Origin of the sequence: Pedobacter psychroterrae (genome assembly GCF_004331695.1) — a bacterium.
Lineage (GTDB): Bacteria > Bacteroidota > Bacteroidia > Sphingobacteriales > Sphingobacteriaceae > Pedobacter > Pedobacter psychroterrae.
The window spans coordinates 13,000-37,179 of sequence record NZ_SJSL01000012.1; the positions used below are offsets into that span (position 1 = coordinate 13,000).

Genomic DNA, 24,180 nt, shown 5'->3' on the forward strand with positions numbered 1-24,180 from the left:
TTTAAAATGTTATTGTTTTACTTCAGCACAATTATTTACAGCGGCTTTGTTTGTTGACAGGTCAAAACTCACATTTGCAGGTGAAGTAGTAAACCTGGCTTCCGCAGAAAGGTTGAACTCTCCTGATTTACGGATATCGTCCATCAGCGGAATTTTCTGTACCACGGTATAGCTTAGGTTTAGGCCAGCCATTAAACTTGCTGTAAATGCTTTACCATAGACATAGGCAAACCGGCTTTTTACATCTACAGATACGCGTCCCGATGCTGAAGTACCTGTGATAGATGATGCCGCTACAGACACCTCTCCAAACGCACCTACCGCTAATGTGATTGCCGGCGCGGCATCAAAGTTTACGAATATAGAAGCGTCCACGCCTACTTCAGCGGCCAGGCTAACACTCAGCAAAGGAAGCAAGGGCGGCAAGTCAATCTGTTCATTCAAAGGTTTAAACAGGTCTTTCCGTCCGGAAACCAACAGGCCTATCAGGTTGTAAGGCTGATTGGCCGCCGCACATATCGGCAGCTCTTTGTTGCGGTTAAACTGCATCGTTCTTTTCAGCACATCCATGGAGATATCATTGTATTTGCCCAACAGTACCCCTGCCCTGACAGGACTAAACGGTGGAATTCCAAAATCCACATCTCCCGCCGCCATCAGGTAAAATCCGTTGCCGCCCATGGCAATCTCTGCTTCACCGGTCATGCTTACGCCACCAAGGTTCATGTTTTCCATTTGCAGGTTACCAATCAGTTCTTTTTTGGCCCAGTTAAACACCAGCCGCATACTGCCAAATGGCGTACTCATACCAGAGACCTTCAGTTCCCCGTCATCGCAGCTCACCTCTCCATATACCTTAAATGGCATAGGATTTTCTCCATCAAAACCGGCCATTGGCTTTCCTGAAGTCCGCATCTTCCCTGTAAATGTCAGATAGTCCCAATCTCCGCCATCAACTTTTGTAGTAGTGTTTGTCACATCCATATTCACTGTTTCCGCAGGGGTCTTGCCCGGATAGCTAAAGGATGCAGGTCCGTTTTGCCCTATGGTAGTTGAAGTCGGAGTATGTGTTAGCAATACACCGATGGAGTCCAACTGGTTGTTTGGCTCGTACACCTTGCCGTACATTTTAAGCTCATTATCCGTAATGGTCTTCAGGTTGTCAAATTTATTGCTTTTGTTTACTGGCGATTCAAACACCACATAGCCTTTTCCAATGTCAAACTTGACCCCTTTGAAATCCGGTGTTACCGTATTGGGGCCAGTATATCTAAAGCCACCATAGAATGTTTGCAGACGGGGAATACCAAGATCTACATTGCCTAAAACTGCAAAACTGGTATTGGTAGATTCCAGCATTAACGGCTGGAATTTCACAAAACCAAAAGCATTGATCGTTTTGGAGTTTGGCGCAAAGTCTACGTACTGCTCACCATTACTTACCAGTGTCACCGCGCTGATCTCCAGATCTTCTTTAAATCCCTGCAGGTTATTGAGCGTACCTGCGGGCTTATTGCCCTGGCCCAGCATCCTCAAAATATAATGCTGACCTGATATCACGCCAATTTTTGAATCGATACCGAAAGTTGATTGTGTTCCGGGCACTACATTCAGGTTTACGATGTTGCCCAACTTAATACTGTTCAGCCTCGCACTGTCTATCAGCAGGATGTCATTGCGCAACCTGAACTTATCAAAAGGAATATCCAGCGCGCCTGTCCTGATCTGATTATTACTTCCTTTGAGGGCTACAATTCCGCCCTCTTCAGTAGAAAACTCCCACTTAGGCACATAAATCGTCCATTTGTCACCCAGCTTAAACTCAAGCGGAGTAGTACCGTTGATTTTACTCACGCTGCTTTTATCGATCAGTACTTCCGGCAGGCTAATGGACAGTGGCTGGCTGTTTAATGTGTTTATACCTGAGGGTTTGATCACAGGCAGCAACCTGATCTTGCCATTGGCAAAGTAGGTATCTGCCGGACTGCTCGTGGCAGGGAAATTCAACAGTCCAAAATTGATCCCTTGTTTATATTGATTGGTAAAATGATAGGAAAGTGGCTCAGTTTGCTTCTTAGTACCGAAACCTGAGAAAGTATTGCTGTATGTATCAATCTCATTAACAGTGCCGTCTGGTGAGGTAGATTTTGTCTTTGGAGCAAAGTAAAATTCCGTTCCGCTAAAAGAAAGATAGGTACTTGGAAAATCAAACGAATTGTCTACAATCTTAGCGCTGATCTGCAATGCCCCATTTCTACCATCTACATTCTGCAAGGCTATCGGGCTTCCATCTACACCCATGATCAATGCGTTGTATGATTCTTTAAATCTAGCTTTAAATTGTACTCCATCCAGGGGCACCAGTTTATTTTCCGGCACTACGTAGTGTAGTCCATTGTTATCCCTGCCCGCAGAAACCACCGGAAGATTTACAAAACCCAGCCGCATTTCGGGGTTTGGCAACTGAAAGTCTCCCTTTGCGTTTGCCAGATCTATTTCTCCTGTAATTACAAACCCTCTATTGGTCTCTATCGCTGCTTCAAGAATTACGTTATAGCCAAGCAGCGTTGTTAAATTGACACCATCCACCTGTTGCAGGTCAAAATTTGCGGTAACGGTTTGTTCAGGGTTAATGCTTTGCTTCTGCGCCAGGATCGTACCACGTTCTGTGGCAGCACGTCCCTCTGGTGCTGAGGCAGTGATAGTGACCTGATAAGTTTGCTGTCCTACCCTTGTTGGCTTTATTCCGGTCAGCATGTACCGGCCATTTCCATCGGCTATCTGCGTCACGGGCAAAGCAAACCTATTATCATCCACATACACTACTGCACGGGGCAGTGGTTCTCCATTCAGCAGTACCTGCCCCTGCACCATCACGCCCATATCCATATCCAGAAACTGGTTAACAAATTTCTTAGTCTCTTTATTGGTAAAGGTAAATTCACGCGCTATGAAATCCTCGTTCTTAGGCTTTACCCTAACAGTAAAGTTTTCTTCGCTGATGTTCATGAAGCTATACTGGACTACCCCGCTTGCATCTGTCACCAGCGTAGTGTCTAGTATTTCAATTTTTGTCTGTGGAAGTGCTACCATCACGCCATTTTTATTTCCGCGAACGATAAACCTGATGCGGTGTTCCCTGGTGATAAGCCTTCGTTCATAGATCTTCGCATTTTCTGCTTCAGTCATATAATTGATCGCAAGGGTATCATTAAAGTATTTCAGGTCATTGGGAATGATGATCAGCCTGGCCCCGGTATTCATAGGTGTGTAGGCCACAAATGATTGTTTACAGGTACTTGTCAGGTAATTTGTAAATGCGGTATGTGATACATTGCTCAGGTTAAATGATTTGATATTTCCACCTATCGGGGTCACTCCAATACCGGTCTTCCCCATCTTCGTACCTCCACCCTTGCTGGGTTCAGCATAGTCCAGACTGCAATCGCCTGTAGTTTCCTGTATAAAATCCAGCGCCTGGATTTTATACAGCGAAGGTATGTGTTCGTTTTTTGCATTAACCACATAACCTTTTAAAGACGCCGCAGGAGTGAAGTAATAATTGGCAAAGAACTTTTGCCCTTTTTTCATAATACCTACCGGAAATCTGTATTCATTGTTTTCAGTATTGTCACTTGTATTTGTAGGCGTATAACCATCTACAGATATGGTAACCGTAGCCCCATTTGATAATAAACCTGATTTATAGTAAAAATATCCATCCGGGCTGACGTTGGCAGTAAAGCTGGAGGTAGCGGTCTCTATTCTTACAAAAGCAGCCTGTATCCCTTTAGTACCTACACTGTTCAGGATCCTTCCGGCAATCACAGGTTCATCAGGTGCAAGAATCAGGTTTACCGGAAACTCTTCTTCCTGAAAATCACTATTGAAAAGAAAGTCTTTGTACAGTGCCTTTATTTTATCCACCTCATTGTCTTTAAACTGGAAGTTGATCGCTGTCTGATCAGCTATATAAGACGAACTGTTGTTCGCTTCTTTACCTATCACGGCTTTTAACGTATATGGCTTATTTCTAAGTAAATGTGTAAATATTACTCCTTCAGGATTAGTGACACGCTGATCAAGTAGTTTGACATCATTCTTTTGCGGATACAAAACAGGCTCCCCTTCACCCACGATACCATATGTTTCTGCCTCACGGTATACCTGTACCGGGATATTATCTACTGTCGGGTCGTTGTCGTTCTTTTTATACTCATCGCCTTTATATACTTTGGACTTCACCCTCATTGTCCTTACCGTGCTGTAAAGCATACCCACATCCAGTGTTTGCAGGGGGTTGATCTCTATGTTATCATCCGGACTACAAAACAAATCCGAATCCTCAACCACCAACCTGTAAACCACCTTGGCTGTACATGGTGAAGGCGAGGTGATCACTTTTGGATCGGCCAATGCTACTTCCTGCTCTGCAAGCAAATTGGGACCGCCGGTATTTGTTTTAACATTTTTTTTGATGCCTTGCTGTACCTGCGTAGCGACATTGGTTACTTTCACATCTCTTACATCATATCCTCCATAGCCATTGCTCTGGTTACTTCCGGTGATACCTTGTGTGACATCTATTGTTTCCGCCACTCCAAACTTCTCTACCGGGTTGACCACAGGATTAGTAGCATCTTCAAGCAAACGCTTGATAAGCTCCGCTCTTGCCTTATCAGCTGCGTCTTTGTCACCCAATAGCGATGCCATATACAAATCTCTTACTGTTTCTTTATCATTATTGGTATTTGGAACTTCAATCACCGGATAAGGCAGTACAAAATTATAATAGTTGTCTGATACAAATACAGAATCCCACACGGCTACCTTAGGGAATACAAAGGAGCCGTCTGCCTGGGTGGTGGTCACATCTATAGCCTTGTCATCGGCACCATTTAAATAACCCTCCAGCTTTTTGTCCTTCTGATCAGACATTCTGTATTCGTTATTCTTATCTACCTGCGTTAGCGAGTTCATTTTCGATACTGGTAAAGCATAAGTCTTATTGCTGCTTGTCTCCTGCAGTACTATAAAAGCCTGAAGTTTCACCTTTTTGCCGGCCAAAGGTTTGGCACCACCTACTCCATCATTATATTTATACAGTAACCTCCCTTTCACAGTTGCCGCCGGGGCTTCAACCACATTCCAGTTCAGTTTTTTCTCTACTTCGTAAGTCTGTTTACCGGCACTTTTAAAACTGTCAAAGTGCTTATTTGGTGCCACACTTTCCGGCTGAAAATTAAATGGCTCATCCATTACTATCTTTGAAAGACTATCGTATACCCTTATTTTGTACAGGTCATTGGCGTCAATTGCACACAAGAGGCGGTCAAAACTAATGATGGATTCATAAGGCTTATTAGGCACATTCACTACTTTCCCTTTCCCCCGTGCTACCAAAACTTCATTCATTTTCAGCATATTATCTTTTGACAGGGAAATAGTCAAGGAAGTATCCTGCCCTTCATATCTAGGAATATTCAGTCCCTTCTGAACCCGGTATATCACCACATTAAGGCCTTTTGGAGCCTCTGAAACACCTGGTTTATCAGTTGGAAAATAAGGCTGATATCCTTTCGTGATGTGCAGATTGAGCTTATAGCTATAAACGGTTGAAACAAACTCACCTACATTCCAGGCATTGTTAGTTGAGTCTATTTCAATCACTTTCTCTGGACTATTATAATATTTATTGCCTGTATGTTCAATTTTATAATAGGCTACCGTATTCTCAGGCATTACCAATACCGGTACCTTAATTTCAAACCGCCCATCCTTTTCCGGCCACACTGCCCAGCGATACCTTTCCGTCGGATAAATTGCTGATGGATTTATATTGTCTTTTATGACCTTGCCTGCTTTATCCAGCTGACGGAAATATTTCGTTAGTTGAAATGGTCCCGACAAGGGGTACAGCTGAGGGTATTTCTCAAATTTGTACTTCACGGTTCCCGCCAGGGTAATGTATTTCTGTCCAGCCAGGGTGTCTCCAATCTTTTTGTAGATAAACATCCCTGTCCTGCTTTCGCCAACCAGTACGTTATAATCAGTCAATGAAGGCCTGGCTGCAGGAAGTTCGGCTCCGGTTTTTTCAGATTTCATCGTTTTCAGACCCGACAAAATCTTAACGGCATAAGCCCTAACTGTAAAATCGTAGGCCCTCCCGCTGACGAATAATGAAGGCTTTCCTGCTTTTTCGGAATAATAAAACCCATCCAGCGCCTCCCTCGTATCAACGATGTTCTTGGTAAGCTTATCTTTGACCTCTATCACATATTTGTACGGCACATGCTCTTTCTTCACTAAGGGATTGCTAAATATTGAAGCCTTAGCAATTGCTATCCCGGTATTGACAGCACTCACATCCTCATCTGTATTCAGAAGTTTCCACCTCAGGTACAGTGCATATTTGTTATTGACTTCTATGGTTTTATTGGCATTGTCCGGACTCGGAAGCAGTATTTTAATCTCTTGAAGATTACTCACCAATGGTACTACCGGTGCGGCATAAGTAAACACACTGGCCGCACTGTAGCCGTTGTTCTTAAATACGATCTTACCGGTGGGATCTATGGCCCGCACTCTCCATGCGTACTTGCTACCCGGAGTCAAAGCCAGGTTACTGATGCTATAAGGGTAACTAAAGCCGTTGACGGTTTGTGAAAGCAAAGGGAAAGAGCTTTCATCCAGTACCTGATTGGGATCTTTAAATACCCTGTCAGGCAATAACGCCATTTGAATATTATATTGAATATTACCGCTTACCGTACTCATCCAGTTAAAATTGAGGTATTGTGGATTGATCACTTCTACATTTGCGGCATTGGCCGGTGATACCAGCACAGGTGCATCGGGATAAGTGATGCTCATACTGGTACATCCAAGCGGCGCATTTGACGAAAGCAGCTGGGCTGTAGCATAATCCAATGCTTGTATGCAAAAGCTGTAATTCCCTTCAGGGATCCGCGAGGTCTGAATGATCTTTGCTTTATCTACACCATAAACATTGAGCGTATTCAGGTCAAAAATATCTTTAAGTACCAATCCGTTTAACTGCTTTACCTCATTTGGATTTAATATGATGGGCTGCAGCGGCACATAGTTGGATTTTGTAGTAATCTTCACTCCATTATCTCCCTGCAGTTGCCCCGCCAGTTTTATTCGTTGCGGTGTATTGGTCATGTTTTGTACAGTCAGCAGTACCTTTGATGCATTTGAGCCTGAATAGTCTGAGTAATACGGACTATAAGGAGGCACAATATTTACAGTGATATTTATCACATTGGCTCCCTGACCGAGCACAATTTTGCCTGTAAAAACAAAGGCGATCAGTAATAATATATAGAGCTTCTTCATAGGGTCTGTTTTTATAGGTTAAAAAGAGTGCGACAGGCTTAGGCTGCTTCTCAGCTCATTGAATGAGGGCAGGGTAGCATCTTTTGATTTACTTTTTAAATAGTTGAGCGATACATTGGCTGCATTTCTTTTGCTGATCCGGTAAGATCCGTTGAGATTTCCGTTCATCACATTACCTGCATCCTTGTCATTGTTCTGCTGCTGCTGGTAGCTTATTGATGCATTGAGTCCATATTTACCTTTACTAAACTGTTTATCTACACCTATAGAAGGGCCATAAAATATGGTCTTACCAAATGAAACATCAGCGATTGTATAATTTATATTGGCGTTAACCCCAAAAGCATAAGGTAAAAAGCCCAGTTGGTAAGAAAAATTCAGTGTCTTACTGTCAGACTCCGTCTGCGCCGCTGTAAAAGTGTTCAGGTCTACCAGCGACTGTACATTTCCAACCAGTACGAATCCTTGTGAAATGGTCTGACCGGTTATGTTATACCGTAGCATCGCATTGATGTTGTGATTGGTACGTGCTACTCTCAGGGTATCAATGATTGGGTTCAGTCCCCTGTCTTGTGTAATGCCATAATTGGAATAGCGGAGGTCTAGGCCATAAGCTGGCTTATTGTACGACAAATTAAGTGACCCAATTTTTCTGTTAGACTGATAGGCCCTATCTTTAAGGATGTTATCGTTTTGCAGACCGGCACTGCCATTCAACTGCACCTGTCCTTTCCATAACCTGAGCCCCCCTTCTACGGTATAGTTCTGCACATCCGTTTCGAAATAATACGCACCCATAGACTTGTAATCAGGATCTACCCGTCTGTACCTAAGCAAAACATTATAGTTGCTGCCCTGATATCCCAGGCTTGTCTGACCGGCAGCAAGCAATTGCGTAGAGGTATTTAGTGTTACCAGTTTCCTAATGAGCTCCACTTTTTTTAGCTGTATATTAGGTACGGTATCTGACAGCCTGTCGTTGGTATAAATGCTGCCTGATACATCCATGTCAAAAAGCAGGCGCTTAAAGAATGTGAACTTACTGGAGATCCCCGCCACGAGGTTTTCAGCTGGTTTAAGTCCGCTTGACAACGACGGTTTATTGATAGATGCCGGATCATCTTTGGCATTTAGAAAGATCAGGTCTACATGGTTTACATCCGATCCCAGGCCAATCTTTGCGCTGTAGCCTGTCCGGCGGTATGCCGGGGTCTGACCGAATGAATTCGCCAGTGTGGGATCTTCCTCTATGGCCTTATTAAATCTTCCATAAATAAAACCGAACCTTAGCTTACCTGGATTAAGTTCTACCCCTCCTCCCAAAAAGGTGTGTCCTGCTAGTGTAAAAGGAGAGAATTCAAGGTTCTGCCAGCCGGCGTGCAGGGTAGCCCATTTATAAGTCGGACTAATGCCGTACTGGTTAAACGGCTGCCGGAATCCCCTCTGCTGATCACTCACAACTACACTAAAGGGAAATGCTACGCCATAAACACTCATTGTGGGCGCACCATTAAACAAGTAAGAGAATGCACGCTGCCTTGCCGGGATGCCATTTGAACTATAGGTACCAATACCTATGCCTAATGTTCCGTTGACGGTAAATGGCTTTGCTTTGATCAGCTGTTCTACATCCTGCGCTGACAGGTAGCTAACATCTGCCATCATTAAAAATGACAGCACAACAAACAGGGATAAGTTTTTCATCAGTATATTAGTTTATCATCTATAAAGCTGATGTGCCGTCTCAGGCCCATCAGCTAAACTTATCTTAGAATTTCTTAAAGTCGCTATCCCGCAAATTGAGCCGCTGCATGGTTTTCAGCATAGGTGAACCGCCATTTCTGGTGGCACTCAATACTTCAGTGGAACTGGCCGGTGTAATCACGATCCTTACTTTATCGACCTGCAAAGGTGTATAGTCCACTTGCGCATCATGGAAAATCCTGATTTTTGCGTCTGCCGGGTTTACACGAAGTGCATATTTATAATGGATGTTTAGCCCCATCGAATAGTCGGTATAGTTCAATTGCTTCCAGCTATAGCTTCCGGCTCCTTCGTCTTTACCGATATACACCATCACAATCCCATTTTTTACTGCTGCTACATGGGCCGCAGGAATATTGAAGACTGTAGCGGTATCATTTCCCACACCAACTTGTTTTCTAAGTACCCTGATACTGTTTTCATAAGCCCAGCTAAAGCTCAGCCCATCGCCAGTCTCCAATGCGGTAATATTGGCATTCCCGTCGGCGCCTTTTAATGACGTCCCTGACCCCCATCCGTCCACATTTTTTGGTCCGTATAAACGGAATGTCTGTCTGTCAAGATAAAAATCACCATCTACACCTGTATCCAGATCCGGAGCACCGAGACCAGTGAGTATTTTTGATCCATCAGCACCGTCAGCACCATCAGCACCATCGGCACCATCGGCACCATCAGCACCGTCAGCACCGTCATCTCCCGCAGGCCCCCTCAGCAGGGTTCCCGATCCCCATCCGGCTGCCGTTTTAGGCCCAAACATAGTCGCTACTAAACGGCCGAAATAAAAATCACCAACCTTGCCAAGCGCTGGATCAGGGTTATAGTCCCCGCCATAAATCACTGTACCATCTGCACCGGGCAAACCTGCAGGGCCCTGCGGACCCGCCGCACCGCGTAACAGTAAAGGTACCCCCCAGCCATCGGCATTCTTAGGTCCATATAGTAGGTAGGATGTTTTGTCTAAATAATAATCTCCGATATTTCCGGTAGCCAAAGCAGGTGCTGTTGTGCCACTCAATGTCCTGGTGCCATCTGTACCATTCGCTCCATTCGAACCATTCGAACCATTTGCTCCATTTGCTCCAGTAGCGCCTGTGGCACCCGTAGCACCGGTTGTGCCGGTGGCACCGTTTGAACCATTGGTTCCGTTTGTGCCATCGGCTCCGTTTGTGCCATTCAAACCTGTTGCTCCGGTTGCCCCGTTAGCCCCGTTAGCCCCATTTGCTCCTGCAGCCCCGGTGGCGCCGGTGGCACCATTCGCTCCCGCAAGCCCTTGCGCACCCACTAAAGTCAGCGGAGTACCCCAGCCAGCAGCTAATTTAGGACCATACAGACTTCCTGTAGCACGGTCCAGGTAATAATCCCCTGCTACTCCTGTCGCTATATTCGGCGCCCCAGTACCGCTGTACATGATACTGCCATCTTTTCCGGCAGGACCGACAGCACCTGTTTCACCTTTTGCGCCCGACTGTCCGGCCGGTCCCTCAGGACCGGTAAGTCCTTCTGCTGTACATCCGCCAAATACGCAGCTCAATACGATCAATAAATAAAATAAGTTAATGCTTCTCATAGGTAGATTGATTTAGTGGTCATTAATGGCATGAAGATAAAGCCACTATTCTGCCTGTTCCCTCACCAATCGATGAACGAACCTGAATAATCGTTGAAGGAAAGAAAACCTATGAAAGGGTTTTTGGAAAGTGTATTTTTACGGTAGTTGACTGGTCGCTGTCTACACTAAAAGTCACCCTGATATTTAATTTAGCCGATAGCTCATCCACCAGGCGCAGGCCTAGACCGGATAGACCCTTACCTGTATCTTTACTCTGCAAAATATGCTCATAATCCCGCTGCGAAAAAGGTATTCCTCTATTATTTATCGACACAACAAGCGCTTCTTCCTGAAAGCTGTCAATCCTGACTATTTCATTTTCAGGTGAGGCCTTAACCGCATTCTGCAATAAATTGCGCACAATAGTTTGCAGGAAATAAGCGTCGGTCACTACCTCCAATGAATCGGGGATGGAATTTTCAATCCGGATGCCCTTAGCTTCTGTGTTCAGTTTCAACAGTTGTTCGCATTGCATGACCACCGGCAACAGACTGGTTCTTTGCATATTGGTATTGAACTGGCTCATCTGTGTCTTGCTCCAGAGCAAAAGGTCTTCCATCGTTTCCAGCAGCGAACCGGTGGCTTCCTGTATCCTCGTACTTAACTGCTGTTTCTGCGCTTCAGTATGCAGTTGCGGGTTCAGCTGCTGCAATTTCAGAAACTGGTAAACCTGACTGATCGGCGAGCGCAGGTCGTGGCTAATGATGCTGAACAACTTAGCCTTAGTCTGATTGGCCTCTTCCAGATCATTGTTGAGCCGCGCCAGTGTCTTGTTCTTTTCGTCCAGCACATCAGCCATTTGCTTTTTATTCGTATAGATAATGAACAGCAAAACTACAACGGTCAATAGTAACAGGAGCCCGGCGATCAGCCAGTAACGCTGTTTTTGTGCAGTATCCAGCTGGATGTTCTTCACTTTGATCTGCTGGATCTTTTGAGCATTCTGATATTTCCCTTCTATCTCATTAAAGTTCTTATCTGCTATGGCGACCAGCACACTGTCGTTGAGCTTGCGCGCAATTTGGAGGTGACTGTACGCTTCGGGCCATTGCTTTAGTGCAGCATAGGATTTAGCCAGTGCATTGTGGATATTTCCCAGCGATTCTTTGTCAAACTCAAACGAACCCGCCGCTGCAGGCTGCAAAAACCTGATCGCTTCCGCATACTTTTTTTGCTCATACAGCACCGTTCCAAACAATACATTCGATTCCATCAGCGCATCTGCACCAGCCGCCTTCTTGCCATGATACACCGCTTTCTTTGCATAACTGTCCGCACTATCTATATTTTTTACATCCAGATAGTAATTTCCGATTGAGTAATTAGCATAGCTGAGCAGCGAATGGATCGTATCAACTCCTTCCATACCCTGATAGATCAACCGGTAGTAATGTTTGGCACTATCCAGGTTTTTCAGACCCAGATAAGCGATGATATAATTCCGGTACAATGTCTCCTCTCCATTACGAAGTATATGGTCTTTTATATATCCCTTGGCCTCATCCAGGTAATCAATGGCTTTCTGATGTCTGGTCAGGTAGCTGTACAATGCGGCAAGGTTACTCATGGCATAGCCAATGTCGATCCTCGAACCCACCTTCCGGTCTTGCTCATAAAGCTTTTTGCTAAACTCAATCTCTTGTATTTTATACTTTATTGATTGCTCGTAATTATCAGTATCGTAATAATAACCACCCAATGTGCCCGTCACGAGCTTTTTTGTTTGGAAATCAGTAGCGGTATCTGCCAGTTTTATTATTCTTTCTACATTCTTTTTCCTTTTCGGAACATCATTTATAAATTCATACAAACTGGTAAGGCGCCCCAATGCGGTGATCTCATAAGAATTCTTAGGAATGCGGGAGGCCAGCGAAGCGGTCTTCTCCATGTGATAGATCGCCGGCTTATATTGCCTGGTAAGTTCATAAGCACAACCAATAAACAGATTAAACATCGCCTGGCTCTTAATGTCATCCTTCGGACAAATACTTAAACCATATTTAGCCTCGTTCACCAGCTTTTTGTTATTCTCTTCTGTAGTGCCCATCAGTTCATTACAGTAAAGCCGCCATGCTTCTATCTTATCTTTTGCCGAGGTAATCTTTGAAAGGTCCGGTCTTTTCTGCGCCAGTGCAGCAACTGTCATTACACAGAGCGATACAATTAGTAAAAAGCATTTTCTTACCTGCATACTATGGCCTGATCTGTGATAAAGTTGACCGGTAAGTTTTACCGATTGGCAGCTTTATATTACCAACCCCCACAGTTGCATTTCCTATCTGTCTGATCTGTTCTTTTGCTACCGCATAGCTTCTGTGGATGCGGGCAAATTTCTCTGAAGGCAATTCTTCCAGAAATCCGCCAAGTGTAGCTAGTGTCAGGTAATTTTTATTGCTGGTCACCACTTTTGTATAATCTCCGAAAGCTTCCAGGTATAAGATATCACTGATATTCAGGTATACGATATTATGCCCTTCTTTAAATATCACTTTCTCATTCTCTATCAGTGTGGTATAAGCTTTTGCCTTTTCTTTGATGTCCACAAAATCACATAGTCGCTTTACCGTTTCACCAAAACGTTCAGTAGTAAGGGGTTTCAGGATATAATCAAACACTTTCAGTTCGAAACTTTGCAGGGCATAATCAGGATAAGAAGAAATGATCACACACAAAGGCGCATACTCACTCACACTCTTAAAAAGCTCAAGTCCCGAAATCTCAGGCATGTCTACGTCCAGAAACAATACATCAGGTTTGTGGCGGTTAATCGCCTCGGCAGCTTCAGTTGCATTGTCAAAACTTCCTATCAACCTCAGACAATCCAGGTTGTTAAGTTCCGTCTCAACGGATAGTCTGTCTAAATAATCATCGTCGACAATGATGCAACTTAACTCGTTTGTCATAGGAACAATCTCAGCTTTTTAGTCACAATAAAAATACATATAAAAGCGCAATAAACACTACTTACACAAAAAACAAAAATTCCTTACCAGAATTACTAATAATATTAGTAATTTTAGCTAATGATATTAGACGATGAGAATTACTTTAAAGGCAGGGGCGCACAGTTCAATCCACACAACCGCTTTGCCAAAAACGACTATGTCAAGGAGCACGAAGAAGGTATTGATGAATGGGAAGAAGAAGACCAGAAAACCACCTTTATCTTAGGAAAGTCCAAATCTATCGTTAACAAAATTGATAGTCCTGATGTTGGCATGGCCTACTCATTAAATCCCTATCAGGGTTGTGAGCACGGCTGCACTTATTGCTATGCCAGGAATGCGCACGAGTACTGGGGGTTTAGTGCGGGGCTTGACTTCGAACGCAAGATCATTGTAAAGACAGATGCACCTGCTCTATTCAAAAAGTTTCTTGAACGAAAGAACTGGAATGCAGAGACCATATCCCTATCTGGAAATACTGACTGTTATCAGCCAGCTGAAAGGAAATTCAAAATTACCCGCCAGCTCTTGCAAATAGCCTTCGAATACAAGCAGCCCATCGGCATGATCACTAAAAACGCATTGATATTAAGGGATATAGACATCCTGCAGGAAATGGCAAAACTAAATCTATGCATGGTTTACGTGTCTATTAATAGTTTAAATGAAAAGCTACGCCAGAAAATGGAACCTCGTACTACTACCGCCAAACAGCGCCTAAAAATAGTAGAGCAGTTAAGCCATGCCGGCATACCTATGGGCGTAATGGTTGCGCCACTGGTACCAGGCCTGAGCGATCATGAAATACCAAAAATTTTAAAGACCATCGCCGGTTGCGGTGCCATATCTGCGGGATACACAGTAGTAAGGCTCAATGGGGCTATAGGTGGAATTTTTGAAGACTGGCTTCGCAAGAACTATCCCGACCGTTTCGAAAAAGTATGGCACATGATCCAGTCTTGCCACGGTGGCAATGTAAATGACAGCAGGTTTGGAGAAAGAATGAGAGGCGACGGAAACATCGCAAAGATGATCAGGGACAATTTCAAACTTCATTGCCGGCTCAACCATCTCAATGAGCAAAGAATAGAGCTGAACTCAGGATTGTTTGAAGTACCCAAAGCTCAGCTCCGTCTATTTTAAGAAAGGAAATTATCCGTTTCACGGTATGCCTCGATCACGCGCAGCTCTCCATCCTTGCCAGGACGAGAATTTCCATGCTCCATGCCCATCACACCTTTAAAACCTTTTTTATGAATATGTTTAAAGAGGTTTTTATAATTGATCTCACCAGTAGTCGGCTCGTTCCGGCCTGGATTATCTCCTATTTGTATATAGGCAATTTCATCCCAGCACCTGTCCATGTTCACAATTAATTGCCCTTCTGTCTTCTGCATGTGATAAATATCATACAGGATTTTGCAGGATGGACTTTGCACCGCTTTACAAACTGCAAAGGTCTCATGCGTCTGCTGCAAAAACAGATCCGGCGTGTCGCTCAAAGTCTCCAGCACCATCACCAGTCCATGAGGTTCAAAGATCTCAGCTCCTGCGCGCATGGCATCTACCACATTCGCAAACTGGTTTCCATAAGGAATGTTGCGCTCATAAAAGCCTGGCACCACCGTAAGCCACTTTGCATTACACCTTTTAGCTGCTTCTACAGAACGCTTGCAGGTCTCTACGAACTTATCTTTAAATTCCTTCTTACCTGTAGTCAATGAAGTTTTCCAGTTGTCTCCACCATCCACTACAAACACGCCCATGCGCATACCTAGTTTTGAAAGCAGGTTACCAATCTTGGTCTGCTCCTCAACAGAACGGCCAAGGAAGCCATTGTCTTCGATAGACCTAAATCCCTGATCATACATATATTGTATCTGATCAAGAAAACTATCGCCTGCATGGGCCCTGAACATACCTTGATGCGGAGCGTAATCCAGGTTGAAGGTTTTGCCTGCCATATTGGCTACTGCCGGGGAATTGCCTTCAGCAGCAGTAGCTTGCATAGATGACCCCGCTATAACAGCCCCGGTGGCCACTAAACTATTTCTTAAAAAATCTATTCTATTCATATTAGTTTGGTTTATATTGGTATTCAAAGTATTAGATGTAATAAACTTAGCTAATTTTTATCAATCTGCAATTATTCTTTTAAAACCTTTGCTGAGTGTATCTGCTACCGAGCCATCAGGCCTATGATAGATCATATACACCTCCATCCCCTTTCTTACGGCTACAAAAGCCAAAGCCGATTTCATATCCATTCCCATCAGCGCATTGTCGTACCCATCAGCCGTAATCGCATCCTTTGCATATACCGTTACGCTGATCATGGTATTTTCCAATGGATATCCTGTTTTCGGGTCTATCAGATGGGTAATTTTCTTTGAGCCGCGTTGCAAGAACTTTCTGTAATTTCCTGAGGTAGTAATCGCACCTTCATTGAGCGCTACCACATGTCGCATCACCGGTTCTGCATTTGCCACAGGAGATGGGCCTTCTATGCCCACTCTAAAAGCAGTGCCATCAGGCTTTGGCCCTTTCATACGCAGTTCTCCGCCTATTTCTACCACAAAAGATTTCAACCCTCTGCTGATCAGATGATCAGCTACTACATCTACGCTGTATCCCTGTGCTATTCCATTGAGGTCTACCTTTACTTCTGGTCGCCACTTACTCAAATAATCCTTTTTCAGCCGCAGGTATTTCATGCCCGTAAACTCGAGCAATCTTTTTATCTCTAAACTATCCGGAAACCCGGAAATAGCCTTAGCACCAAATCCCCAGGCCTGCACCAACGGAGCAACTGTTACGTCAAACTTCCCCCTGGTATCTTTGCTGATCTCGAAAGACCGTTTTATTACCTTCTGGAAATGCTTGTCCAACCGCAGCCCAGCCTCCGAATTGTTAAATTTATTGATTTGTGAATAAGGCTTATAGAGTGACATCGACGAGTCGATCAGCACAAGAATACTGTCTATCTCTGCTTTGCTGACCACACTATCGGCCGCAAAATACTTAATCGTATAGTCCGTTCCCTGTGCGTAGCCCTGTATTACATACTGCCGCTGTTCTTCTTTAATAAAAAAGAACAGCGGCAGTAAAAATAAAATATAGCACCTGATGATGGACAATACCACTCAGCGTAGTATTAGATCACCTTAGTTTTACCTGGTACGGCAACCGGATAAAATCCGTCTGCATTAGGCAATAATTTTGGCTTGGCATCCCATGCCAGTTTATCTGGGAATAAGCTATTTTCCGCTTTAAGCGCCTCATCCCATTTCACAGTCTCTCCTGAATAAGTGGCATAACGACCCAGAATAGAAGTAAATGTGCTTTTCGCTACACGTTCTGCATCCCAGAATTTAAATTCACCTTTTGAGATCGCAGCAAATAATTCATCATGTTCTACCTGATAAGGATTGGCATTACCTTTCCTGTCATGGCTATAGATCTTATTGCCTTTATAATCTGTAAGTTCCCCGCTATTATCAGTAGATAAGTAAACCTTACCTTTTGTACCTGCAAACGACTCATCTACCCGGTTTGAAATACCCTCAAAGTGACGGCACTGACTATGGATTATTGTTCCGTCAGCATAGGTCATCTCCAGAGAGTGGTTGTCATAAATTTCCCCATATTCTTTCCCGGTTCTCCATGCGCGGCTTCCCGTTCCCTGTATAGAAACAGGGTAAGCATTTTTCACCCAGTTGGCAATGTCAATGTTGTGAACATGCTGCTCAACGATATGGTCACCACAAAGCCAGTTGAAATAATACCAGTTTCTCATTTGGTATTCCATTTCGGTCTGGCCAGCCTGACGTGGTCTTACCCAAACGCCACCACTGTTCCAGTACACCTGTCCACCGGTAATATCACCAATAGCACCGTCTTCGATACGCTTAATGGTTTCACGGTAATTGGCCTGATATCTTCTTTGCAAACCTACTACTACGTTCAATTTCTTTTGCTTGGCCAACTCTGCAGTAGCCAGCACTTTACGGATACCTGGAGCATCAACTGCGACTGGTTTTTCCATAAACACGTGTTTGCCCTGTTTTATCGCTTCTTCAAAGTGCGAAGGCCTGAATCCAGGAGGCGTTACTAATAGCACTACATCAGCAAGGGCAATGGCTTTCTTATACCCTTCAAATCCAACAAACTTTCTGTCCTGAGGAACATCTACTTTTGCACCGAATTTATCAGAAAGTACTTTATAGCTGTTGTCAAGTCTGTCCTGAAAAGCATCAGCCATAGCTACAAGTTTCAGGTTCTCCTTAGTGCTCAAGGCCTGATAAGCTGCACCCGTACCTCTGTCGCCGCATCCGATCAAAGCTATTTTGATCGTATCATCAACAGATGAATGGGCTCCGCCGCCTGCAAAAGCAACACCATTCAACATTACTCCTCCTGCCACAAGAGCAGAAGTCTTTAAAAATTCCCGGCGCTTATCACGCAATTCTTCATTGTTCATTGTAAATAGGTTTTATATTGTGGTTCATTATGTTTCTTACTATCAGACCAGGGCCTGTTTTTAATAATCTGCTATCGGTGCTTTATTGTAATATGCATCGATCTCTGCTTTACTTGGTGCCTTAGCTGGTCTTACTATTCTCAATCCTACAAATGGCGCTTCAGGCATCCACCAATTGCTTTTTGGTATCTGCGGGTCAATCTGTTTCCATACAGGATCAGACGCCAGTCTGCTCGCAGATCTTGAATCTTTCGGTGCATGGTCATAAGATCCTCCCCGCACTACATGCGGATATAATTTCTCAGGTACTGCCACCGGGTTAACGGCAGCCTTGTCGGTATAAAAATCAGGAATGTACTGGTCATAAGTCCATTCCGAAACATTTCCGTAAATATCATAAAGGCCCCATTTATTAGGCTTTTTCAATCCTACCGGATGTGTCTTCCCTTCACTGTTTGCATTATGCCATGCATAATCTCCCAATTTGGCTTCTTCATTTCCAAAAAAGTATTCGGTAGTTGCCCCTGCCCTGCTTGCATATTCCCATTCCGCCTCGGTAGGCAAACGATAAAACACACCAGTCCTGGCATACAACCATTTACAATACTGAATGGCATTATAATGTGTCATTGCCAAAGCTGGTTGCCCAGTCTTGCCCATGCCAAATGTCATGTCGAGGTATGGCTTTGTAGGACGCGTTACCGCATCTACATTGGCAGGAACTGCGGTTACGCTATGTGTAGTTTCGTAATCCTTGTACAAAAATGGCTCATAAATATCCCAGGTCACTTCGTACTTGCCTATCCAGAATGCGTCCAATTTCACTTTATGCACTGGCTGTTCATCCGCTTTACCGTTTTTACTTCCCATCACAAACTCGCCTGCGGGAATGGCCTGCATTTCGAAGGATAGTTTGGTGCCGTCAATCTGTTGTTTATATGAGCCCGGTTTTTCCTGTGCGAAAATTTGCAAGGCTATAAAACACAGGGGAACTAAAAAAGATAATTTCACTTTTAACGAGGGTATTCTGAATTTCATTTATGGTGTGCTGATAAATATATTTGGTTACCTAACCTATTTAATTGTCTAAAATAACCTCTATTATCGATAAACCAAAATCTATTTTGTAAAATGTGTATATCAAACACTAAGACCCATAAAAAAGGGGCTGCATCATCCTTATGACACAGCCCCTTTATATGATTATTGCAATCCGTTATTCGATACTGCCTTCTTCTTTTTTCTTTTTCTTACCCGGACTCTTGTTCTCTACTACGATTTGGTCACTTTCCTTATCGTAGTCAATTTCCAGTGTATCACCATCATGAATTTCACCTTTCAGGATTTCTTCTGCAATTGGATCTTCCAGGTATTTCTGGATAGCACGTTTCAACGGCCTGGCACCAAAGTTTGCATCAAAGCCCTTATCGGCAATAAAATCTTTAGCTCTCTCAGTCAGTTTTACTTCATAACCCAGGTTATGGACGCGGCCAAACAAGGATTTCAACTCGATGTCAATAATCTTAAAGATCTCGTCTTTACCCAAAGAATTGAATACGACCACATCATCCACGCGGTTTAGGAATTCCGGTGCAAATGCACGTTTCAGCGCAGTTTCTATCACTCCTCTTGAATGAGCATCTATCTGGTTGACCTTGGCTGAAGTAGAGAAACCTACTCCCTGTCCGAAATCTTTCAGCTGGCGCGCACCGATGTTTGAAGTCATAATGATGATCGTATTTCTAAAATCAACTTTACGGCCTAAGCTGTCTGTCAACTGACCTTCATCCAGCACCTGCAATAATATATTAAATACATCAGGATGCGCTTTTTCAATCTCATCCAATAAGATCACGGCATAAGGTTTACGGCGCACTTTTTCAGTCAGCTGTCCGCCTTCTTCATAGCCTACATATCCCGGAGGCGCACCTACCAGACGTGATACCGCAAATTTCTCCATGTATTCACTCATATCTATCTGGATCAGCGAATCATCACTGTCAAACATAAACCTGGCAAGCTCCTTGGCCAATTCAGTTTTACCTACCCCGGTAGGGCCCAGGAATATAAATGATCCAATCGGCTTTTTAGGATCTTTCAATCCTGCTCTGGTACGCTGGATAGCCTTTGTTAATTTCCTGATCGCATCCTCCTGACCAATGATCTTTTCGCCTACAGTTTCATACATGTTCAGCAATTTCACACTGTCGGTCTGTCCTACTCTCTGTAGCGGAATGCCAGTCATCATCGACACAACCTCGGCCACATTGTCTTCAGTCACAGTATAACGTTTGGTCTTGGTTTCAGCTTCCCACTCTCCTTTAGCACGGTCCAGCTCTTCCAAAAGATTCTTTTCGGTATCTCTTAATTTGGCTGCCTCTTCATATTTCTGACTTTTTACTACCTTGTTTTTCTCCAGTTTGATCTCTTCGATCTTGCTTTCAATCTCAATAATGGTCTGCGGCACATGAATATTGGTCAAATGCACCCTCGAACCCGCCTCATCCAGCGCATCAATCGCTTTATCAGGAAGGAACCTGTCGGTAATATACCTTGAAGTCAGTGCCACACAGGCATTGATCGCTTCATCCGTATAGGTTACCCCATGATGGTCCTCATATTTCTCTTTAATACGATTTAGTATTTCGATAGTCTCATCGGGTGTAGCCGGCTCGATCATCACTTTCTGGAAACGACGGTCTAAAGCGCCATCCTTTTCAATATACTGACGATATTCATCTAAAGTCGTGGCACCGATACATTGTATTTCTCCCCTTGCCAACGCAGGTTTGAACATATTCGACGCATCCAGCGATCCCGAAGCACCACCTGCACCCACTATGGTATGGATTTCATCAATGAACAGGATCACATCCGTAGATTTTTCCAGCTCGTTCATTACTGCTTTCATACGTTCCTCAAACTGACCGCGGTATTTAGTACCTGCTACCAATGAAGCAAGATCTAAGGTAACCACACGTTTGTTGAACAACACTCTTGAAACCTTGCGCTGAACAATTCTTAGTGCAAGCCCTTCTGCTATAGCAGATTTACCCACACCCGGCTCACCGATCAGGATTGGATTGTTCTTTTTACGGCGTGAAAGAATCTGCGACACACGTTCGATCTCCTTCTCACGGCCTACTATAGGGTCCAGTTTACCTTCCTCAGCAGCTTTGGTCAGGTCTCTTCCAAAATTATCCAGGACAGGGGTTTTAGATTTAATATCCGACACCTTTTTAGGGCTGCTGAAGCTTTCCTCTTCACGGTATTCGTCATCACCTCCGGTAGATGCGCTGTTCTGCGGATCATCCTTAAAGCCATTTTTATTTACTTCAACTTCCTGTTTGAATATTTCGTAATTGACACTGAACTGCAATAATATTTGTGACGCGATATTGTCGTCATCGCGCAAAATAGACAACAGCAAATGTTCTGTACCTATCAGGTCACTCTTAAAGATTTTTGCTTCAAGATAAGTGATCTTCAATACCTTCTCGGCCTGTTTGGTCAAAGGGATATTTCCCAGATTTACCGTCACACTTGAAGTACCCTTTACAGAGTCTTCAATCGACCGGCGAAGTTTTGAAGTATCAACTCCTAATGATCTTAATATCTTGATTGCCATGCCATCGCCTTCGCGGATAAGACCCAACAACAGATGTTCTGCGCCTATGTAATCGTGACCTAACCTCAGGGCTTCTTCCCTGCTAAAAGAAATCACGTCTTTTACTTGTGGAGAAAATTTAGCTTCCATATATACCTTTCTAAATCCGGGATGGCCCTAAACTATAAAAATTGTTTTATAAAAGACATCCCAGATTTTTTTAATTTATCAACAATTACGCCATTGGTTGTTTAAATGATGCATGAACTGACGTTATTTCATAAATCTAAACAAGTTTTAACTAAGGTAGTAATTATAGCGCTTAAAACATTACGATTAGCAAAAGTGCCTTTATATTCCCTTAGCGTATCTTTATACATATATACGAAGACCATACTCAAATTGTAACAGCGCTATTGTAATCCTTTTGTCTGTTTTTTACACCTGTCAAAATGTATGCATTATAGTCGTTTATGTCAGTGTTTATAAATATGCTATACCGTTATTTTTTTGAGTTATTGTTGTTTGAGCATTGATAAAATCCATGATGTCATTTTATCCCGTTGTTCAGGAACGGTGTTGTGCCCTGTCTCTTTATATATAGCCAGTTCTTTAGGAGATGATATGGAATTATATGCAGCATACATTGAGGTAGGCGGACATGTTTCGTCATTAAATCCCCAGCTGTAAAATCCGGGAACACGAAGTTGCTTGGCAAAATTTACAACGTCATAATATTGACAGGTCAAAAGTTTATCTGGTTTGTTATTGTTAGCCATATTGTTACCTGCAAAGAGATGCGGCCATCCACCAGCGCGATTATGCAGATACCCCGTCACATCACATAGTGCAGGGTAATTCACCGCAAGGTATTTAACCCTTTGATCCAGAGCGGCAGTTACAATTGATAAAGCACCGCCCTGACTTCCTCCGTATACAGCAAGGTTCTTTCCATCATAAGCATGGTGGGCAACCAGAAAATCCAATGCCCTGATACAACCCAGGTAAACACGTTTGTAATAATAATTATCTCTGTTGTCCAGATTTATTGATGGATAGCCATTCAAAGCACCACTTCCCAGGTTTTTATATATTTCAGGATCCTGAATTACAGGAACACCGTGAATGCCTATTTCCAGGGTAATCACTCCTTCTGATGCAAGGGAGACGTCACCCCGATACCCCCTCACACCCGCACCGGGAACTTTCAGTGCAGCCGGATACTTCCCTTCTTTTTTTGGTACGCTTAGAATCCCATAAATTCTTGATTGATTAATATTTTGAAAACTAACCTGGTAAACATCTACCTTATCCGTTGAATATGCGGTTAAAAGCTCCTTTCTAACGTCCATTGGAATTCTCGATAATGACTGCCTGGCGTTTTGCCAAAACTGATTAAAATCCTGCGGTAATTGAATGGTGGGATTAATGCTTTCCGGTGAGAATGCAGCAGTGATCAATCCTTTAACTTTAGCTCCGTTGACCTCAGCAATAACAGTATACCTTAAAAATCCAGGTGTATGCATGGTATAGGACGGCAGCACAAATGTATTTGTAGTAAGTGTCGCTGAATCTGATTTCAGCAACTGCATTTTCTCCTGCCCAATGGTATATTTGAGCTTCAGGTTGTTTACTTCTTTCCCATTATTAAATACAGCGACGGTAAATATCGGTTTTTCGCCTGTTTTATAAATCCAGTCTTTGTGATCGGCCTTAAACACGATAGAAAGATCATCTCCATTACAAAAAGCACTGCTGGCTGTAAAAATGATAAACAGGATTAAAAGCAGTCTACTAATTGAATACACGTTGGTTTTAAAGGTTTGCTGCATGATTAAATTTGGTTTAAGTAAGCTAAGATGCTGTCTCCATATTATATTTTGCAGTTAATTTACACTTTATCCGTCAAATATTTAATCCATTCTACGCCATTATTGCGATTGTGTCGATGAATAATAAATAACTGAGGTTCTGAAGCTTTACTCATTGTTGAACTTCAGCCCCCTTTATTAAGTCTTCTATTATTGACGCCCCTTGAGAACCTAACTGGAACATATTCATTAGAATATGCAGATTCTGTTTTATATATATTCAAATATTCAGTATAAGACAACTTGTCTATTCCTAAAATTGCCTTACCAAATTCGGACTAACCATTTAACTTTATATTACTATGGAAAAACCGAGAAAAGGGACACAGACAGGGACATTTGTTACCTATGAGGATTCTTTTAAAATTGCCGTTGCCCGGGAATACCTTGAAGGCAAACTGAGCCAGGCGCAGCTTGGCCGTAAGTATGGGCTTAGCAGCGGCGAAGTAGTTCGCTATTTCGTGAACTGGTACAAAAAGTACATCAGCCAGGCCGAGGTTTGGGAGTCGGGCAGCCCGCTTGCGTCAAATGCTGATCAGGGT

Annotated in this window: 12 protein-coding genes and 1 pseudogene; 2 read left to right on the forward strand and 11 right to left on the reverse strand. The window is 43.4% G+C overall.

Features of this window, described 5'->3' with window-relative positions; genetic code table 11:
- Positions 1-9: 9 nt before the first annotated feature.
- The 5 genes from EZ437_RS21320 to EZ437_RS21340 all read right to left on the reverse strand — a co-directional run bounded on the left by EZ437_RS21320 (position 10) and on the right by EZ437_RS21340 (position 13,638).
- On the reverse strand, positions 10-7,359 hold the full coding sequence (locus tag EZ437_RS21320) for a carboxypeptidase-like regulatory domain-containing protein (protein ID WP_131598162.1): 7,350 nt from the start codon (positions 7,357-7,359) through the stop codon (positions 10-12).
- 18 nt (positions 7,360-7,377) lie between these two features.
- Positions 7,378-9,063: a hypothetical protein gene (locus EZ437_RS21325; RefSeq protein ID WP_131598163.1), complete on the reverse strand. Its 1,686-nt coding sequence runs from the start codon at positions 9,061-9,063 to the stop codon at positions 7,378-7,380.
- A 64-nt stretch (positions 9,064-9,127) separates the two neighbouring features.
- The gene (locus EZ437_RS21330) at positions 9,128-10,693 is read right to left on the reverse strand and encodes a collagen-like domain-containing protein (RefSeq protein ID WP_131598164.1); all 1,566 of its coding nucleotides are present in this window, start codon (positions 10,691-10,693) and stop codon (positions 9,128-9,130) included.
- 109 nt (positions 10,694-10,802) lie between these two features.
- Positions 10,803-12,926 (reverse strand): tetratricopeptide repeat-containing sensor histidine kinase, encoded by a 2,124-nt coding sequence (locus EZ437_RS21335; RefSeq protein WP_131598165.1) that lies wholly within the window; start codon positions 12,924-12,926, stop codon positions 10,803-10,805.
- Position 12,927: 1 nt separating this feature from the next.
- Positions 12,928-13,638 carry a LytR/AlgR family response regulator transcription factor gene (locus EZ437_RS21340; protein ID WP_131598166.1) on the reverse strand — a complete coding sequence of 237 codons (711 nt, stop codon included), beginning with the start codon at positions 13,636-13,638 and terminating at the stop codon, positions 12,928-12,930.
- 120 nt (positions 13,639-13,758) lie between these two features.
- On the opposite strand from EZ437_RS21340, the gene EZ437_RS21345 reads away from it, so the two are divergent.
- Positions 13,759-14,823: a PA0069 family radical SAM protein gene (locus EZ437_RS21345; RefSeq protein ID WP_131598167.1), complete on the forward strand. Its 1,065-nt coding sequence runs from the start codon at positions 13,759-13,761 to the stop codon at positions 14,821-14,823.
- On the opposite strand, the gene EZ437_RS21350 is transcribed toward EZ437_RS21345, so the two are convergent.
- The 6 genes from EZ437_RS21350 to EZ437_RS21375 form a co-directional block, all read right to left on the reverse strand.
- Positions 14,820-15,689 (reverse strand): hydroxypyruvate isomerase family protein, encoded by an 870-nt coding sequence (locus EZ437_RS21350; RefSeq protein ID WP_394343175.1) that lies wholly within the window; start codon positions 15,687-15,689, stop codon positions 14,820-14,822. The two genes, EZ437_RS21345 and EZ437_RS21350, sit on opposite strands and share 4 nt — an antisense overlap.
- Positions 15,690-15,815: 126 nt before the next feature.
- The gene (locus tag EZ437_RS21355; protein ID WP_225869648.1) at positions 15,816-16,823 is read right to left on the reverse strand and encodes an FAD:protein FMN transferase; all 1,008 of its coding nucleotides are present in this window, start codon (positions 16,821-16,823) and stop codon (positions 15,816-15,818) included.
- Positions 16,824-16,834: 11 nt separating this feature from the next.
- Positions 16,835-18,160, reverse strand: coding sequence for a Gfo/Idh/MocA family protein (locus tag EZ437_RS21360; RefSeq protein WP_131598169.1), 1,326 nt, complete (start codon positions 18,158-18,160; stop codon positions 16,835-16,837).
- 60 nt (positions 18,161-18,220) lie between these two features.
- Entirely contained in the window at positions 18,221-19,198 is a 978-nt protein-coding gene (locus EZ437_RS21365) for a formylglycine-generating enzyme family protein (protein ID WP_131598170.1), read from the reverse strand.
- 178 nt (positions 19,199-19,376) lie between these two features.
- Positions 19,377-21,917 carry an ATP-dependent Clp protease ATP-binding subunit gene (locus EZ437_RS21370; protein WP_131598171.1) on the reverse strand — a complete coding sequence of 847 codons (2,541 nt, stop codon included), beginning with the start codon at positions 21,915-21,917 and terminating at the stop codon, positions 19,377-19,379.
- Between the two features lie 365 nt (positions 21,918-22,282).
- Positions 22,283-23,599: an acetylxylan esterase gene (locus tag EZ437_RS21375; protein WP_131598172.1), complete on the reverse strand. Its 1,317-nt coding sequence runs from the start codon at positions 23,597-23,599 to the stop codon at positions 22,283-22,285.
- A 341-nt stretch (positions 23,600-23,940) separates the two neighbouring features.
- Between EZ437_RS21375 and EZ437_RS21380 the strand changes: the two are divergent.
- A pseudogene (locus EZ437_RS21380) lies at positions 23,941-24,180 on the forward strand (hypothetical protein); the annotation flags it as partial.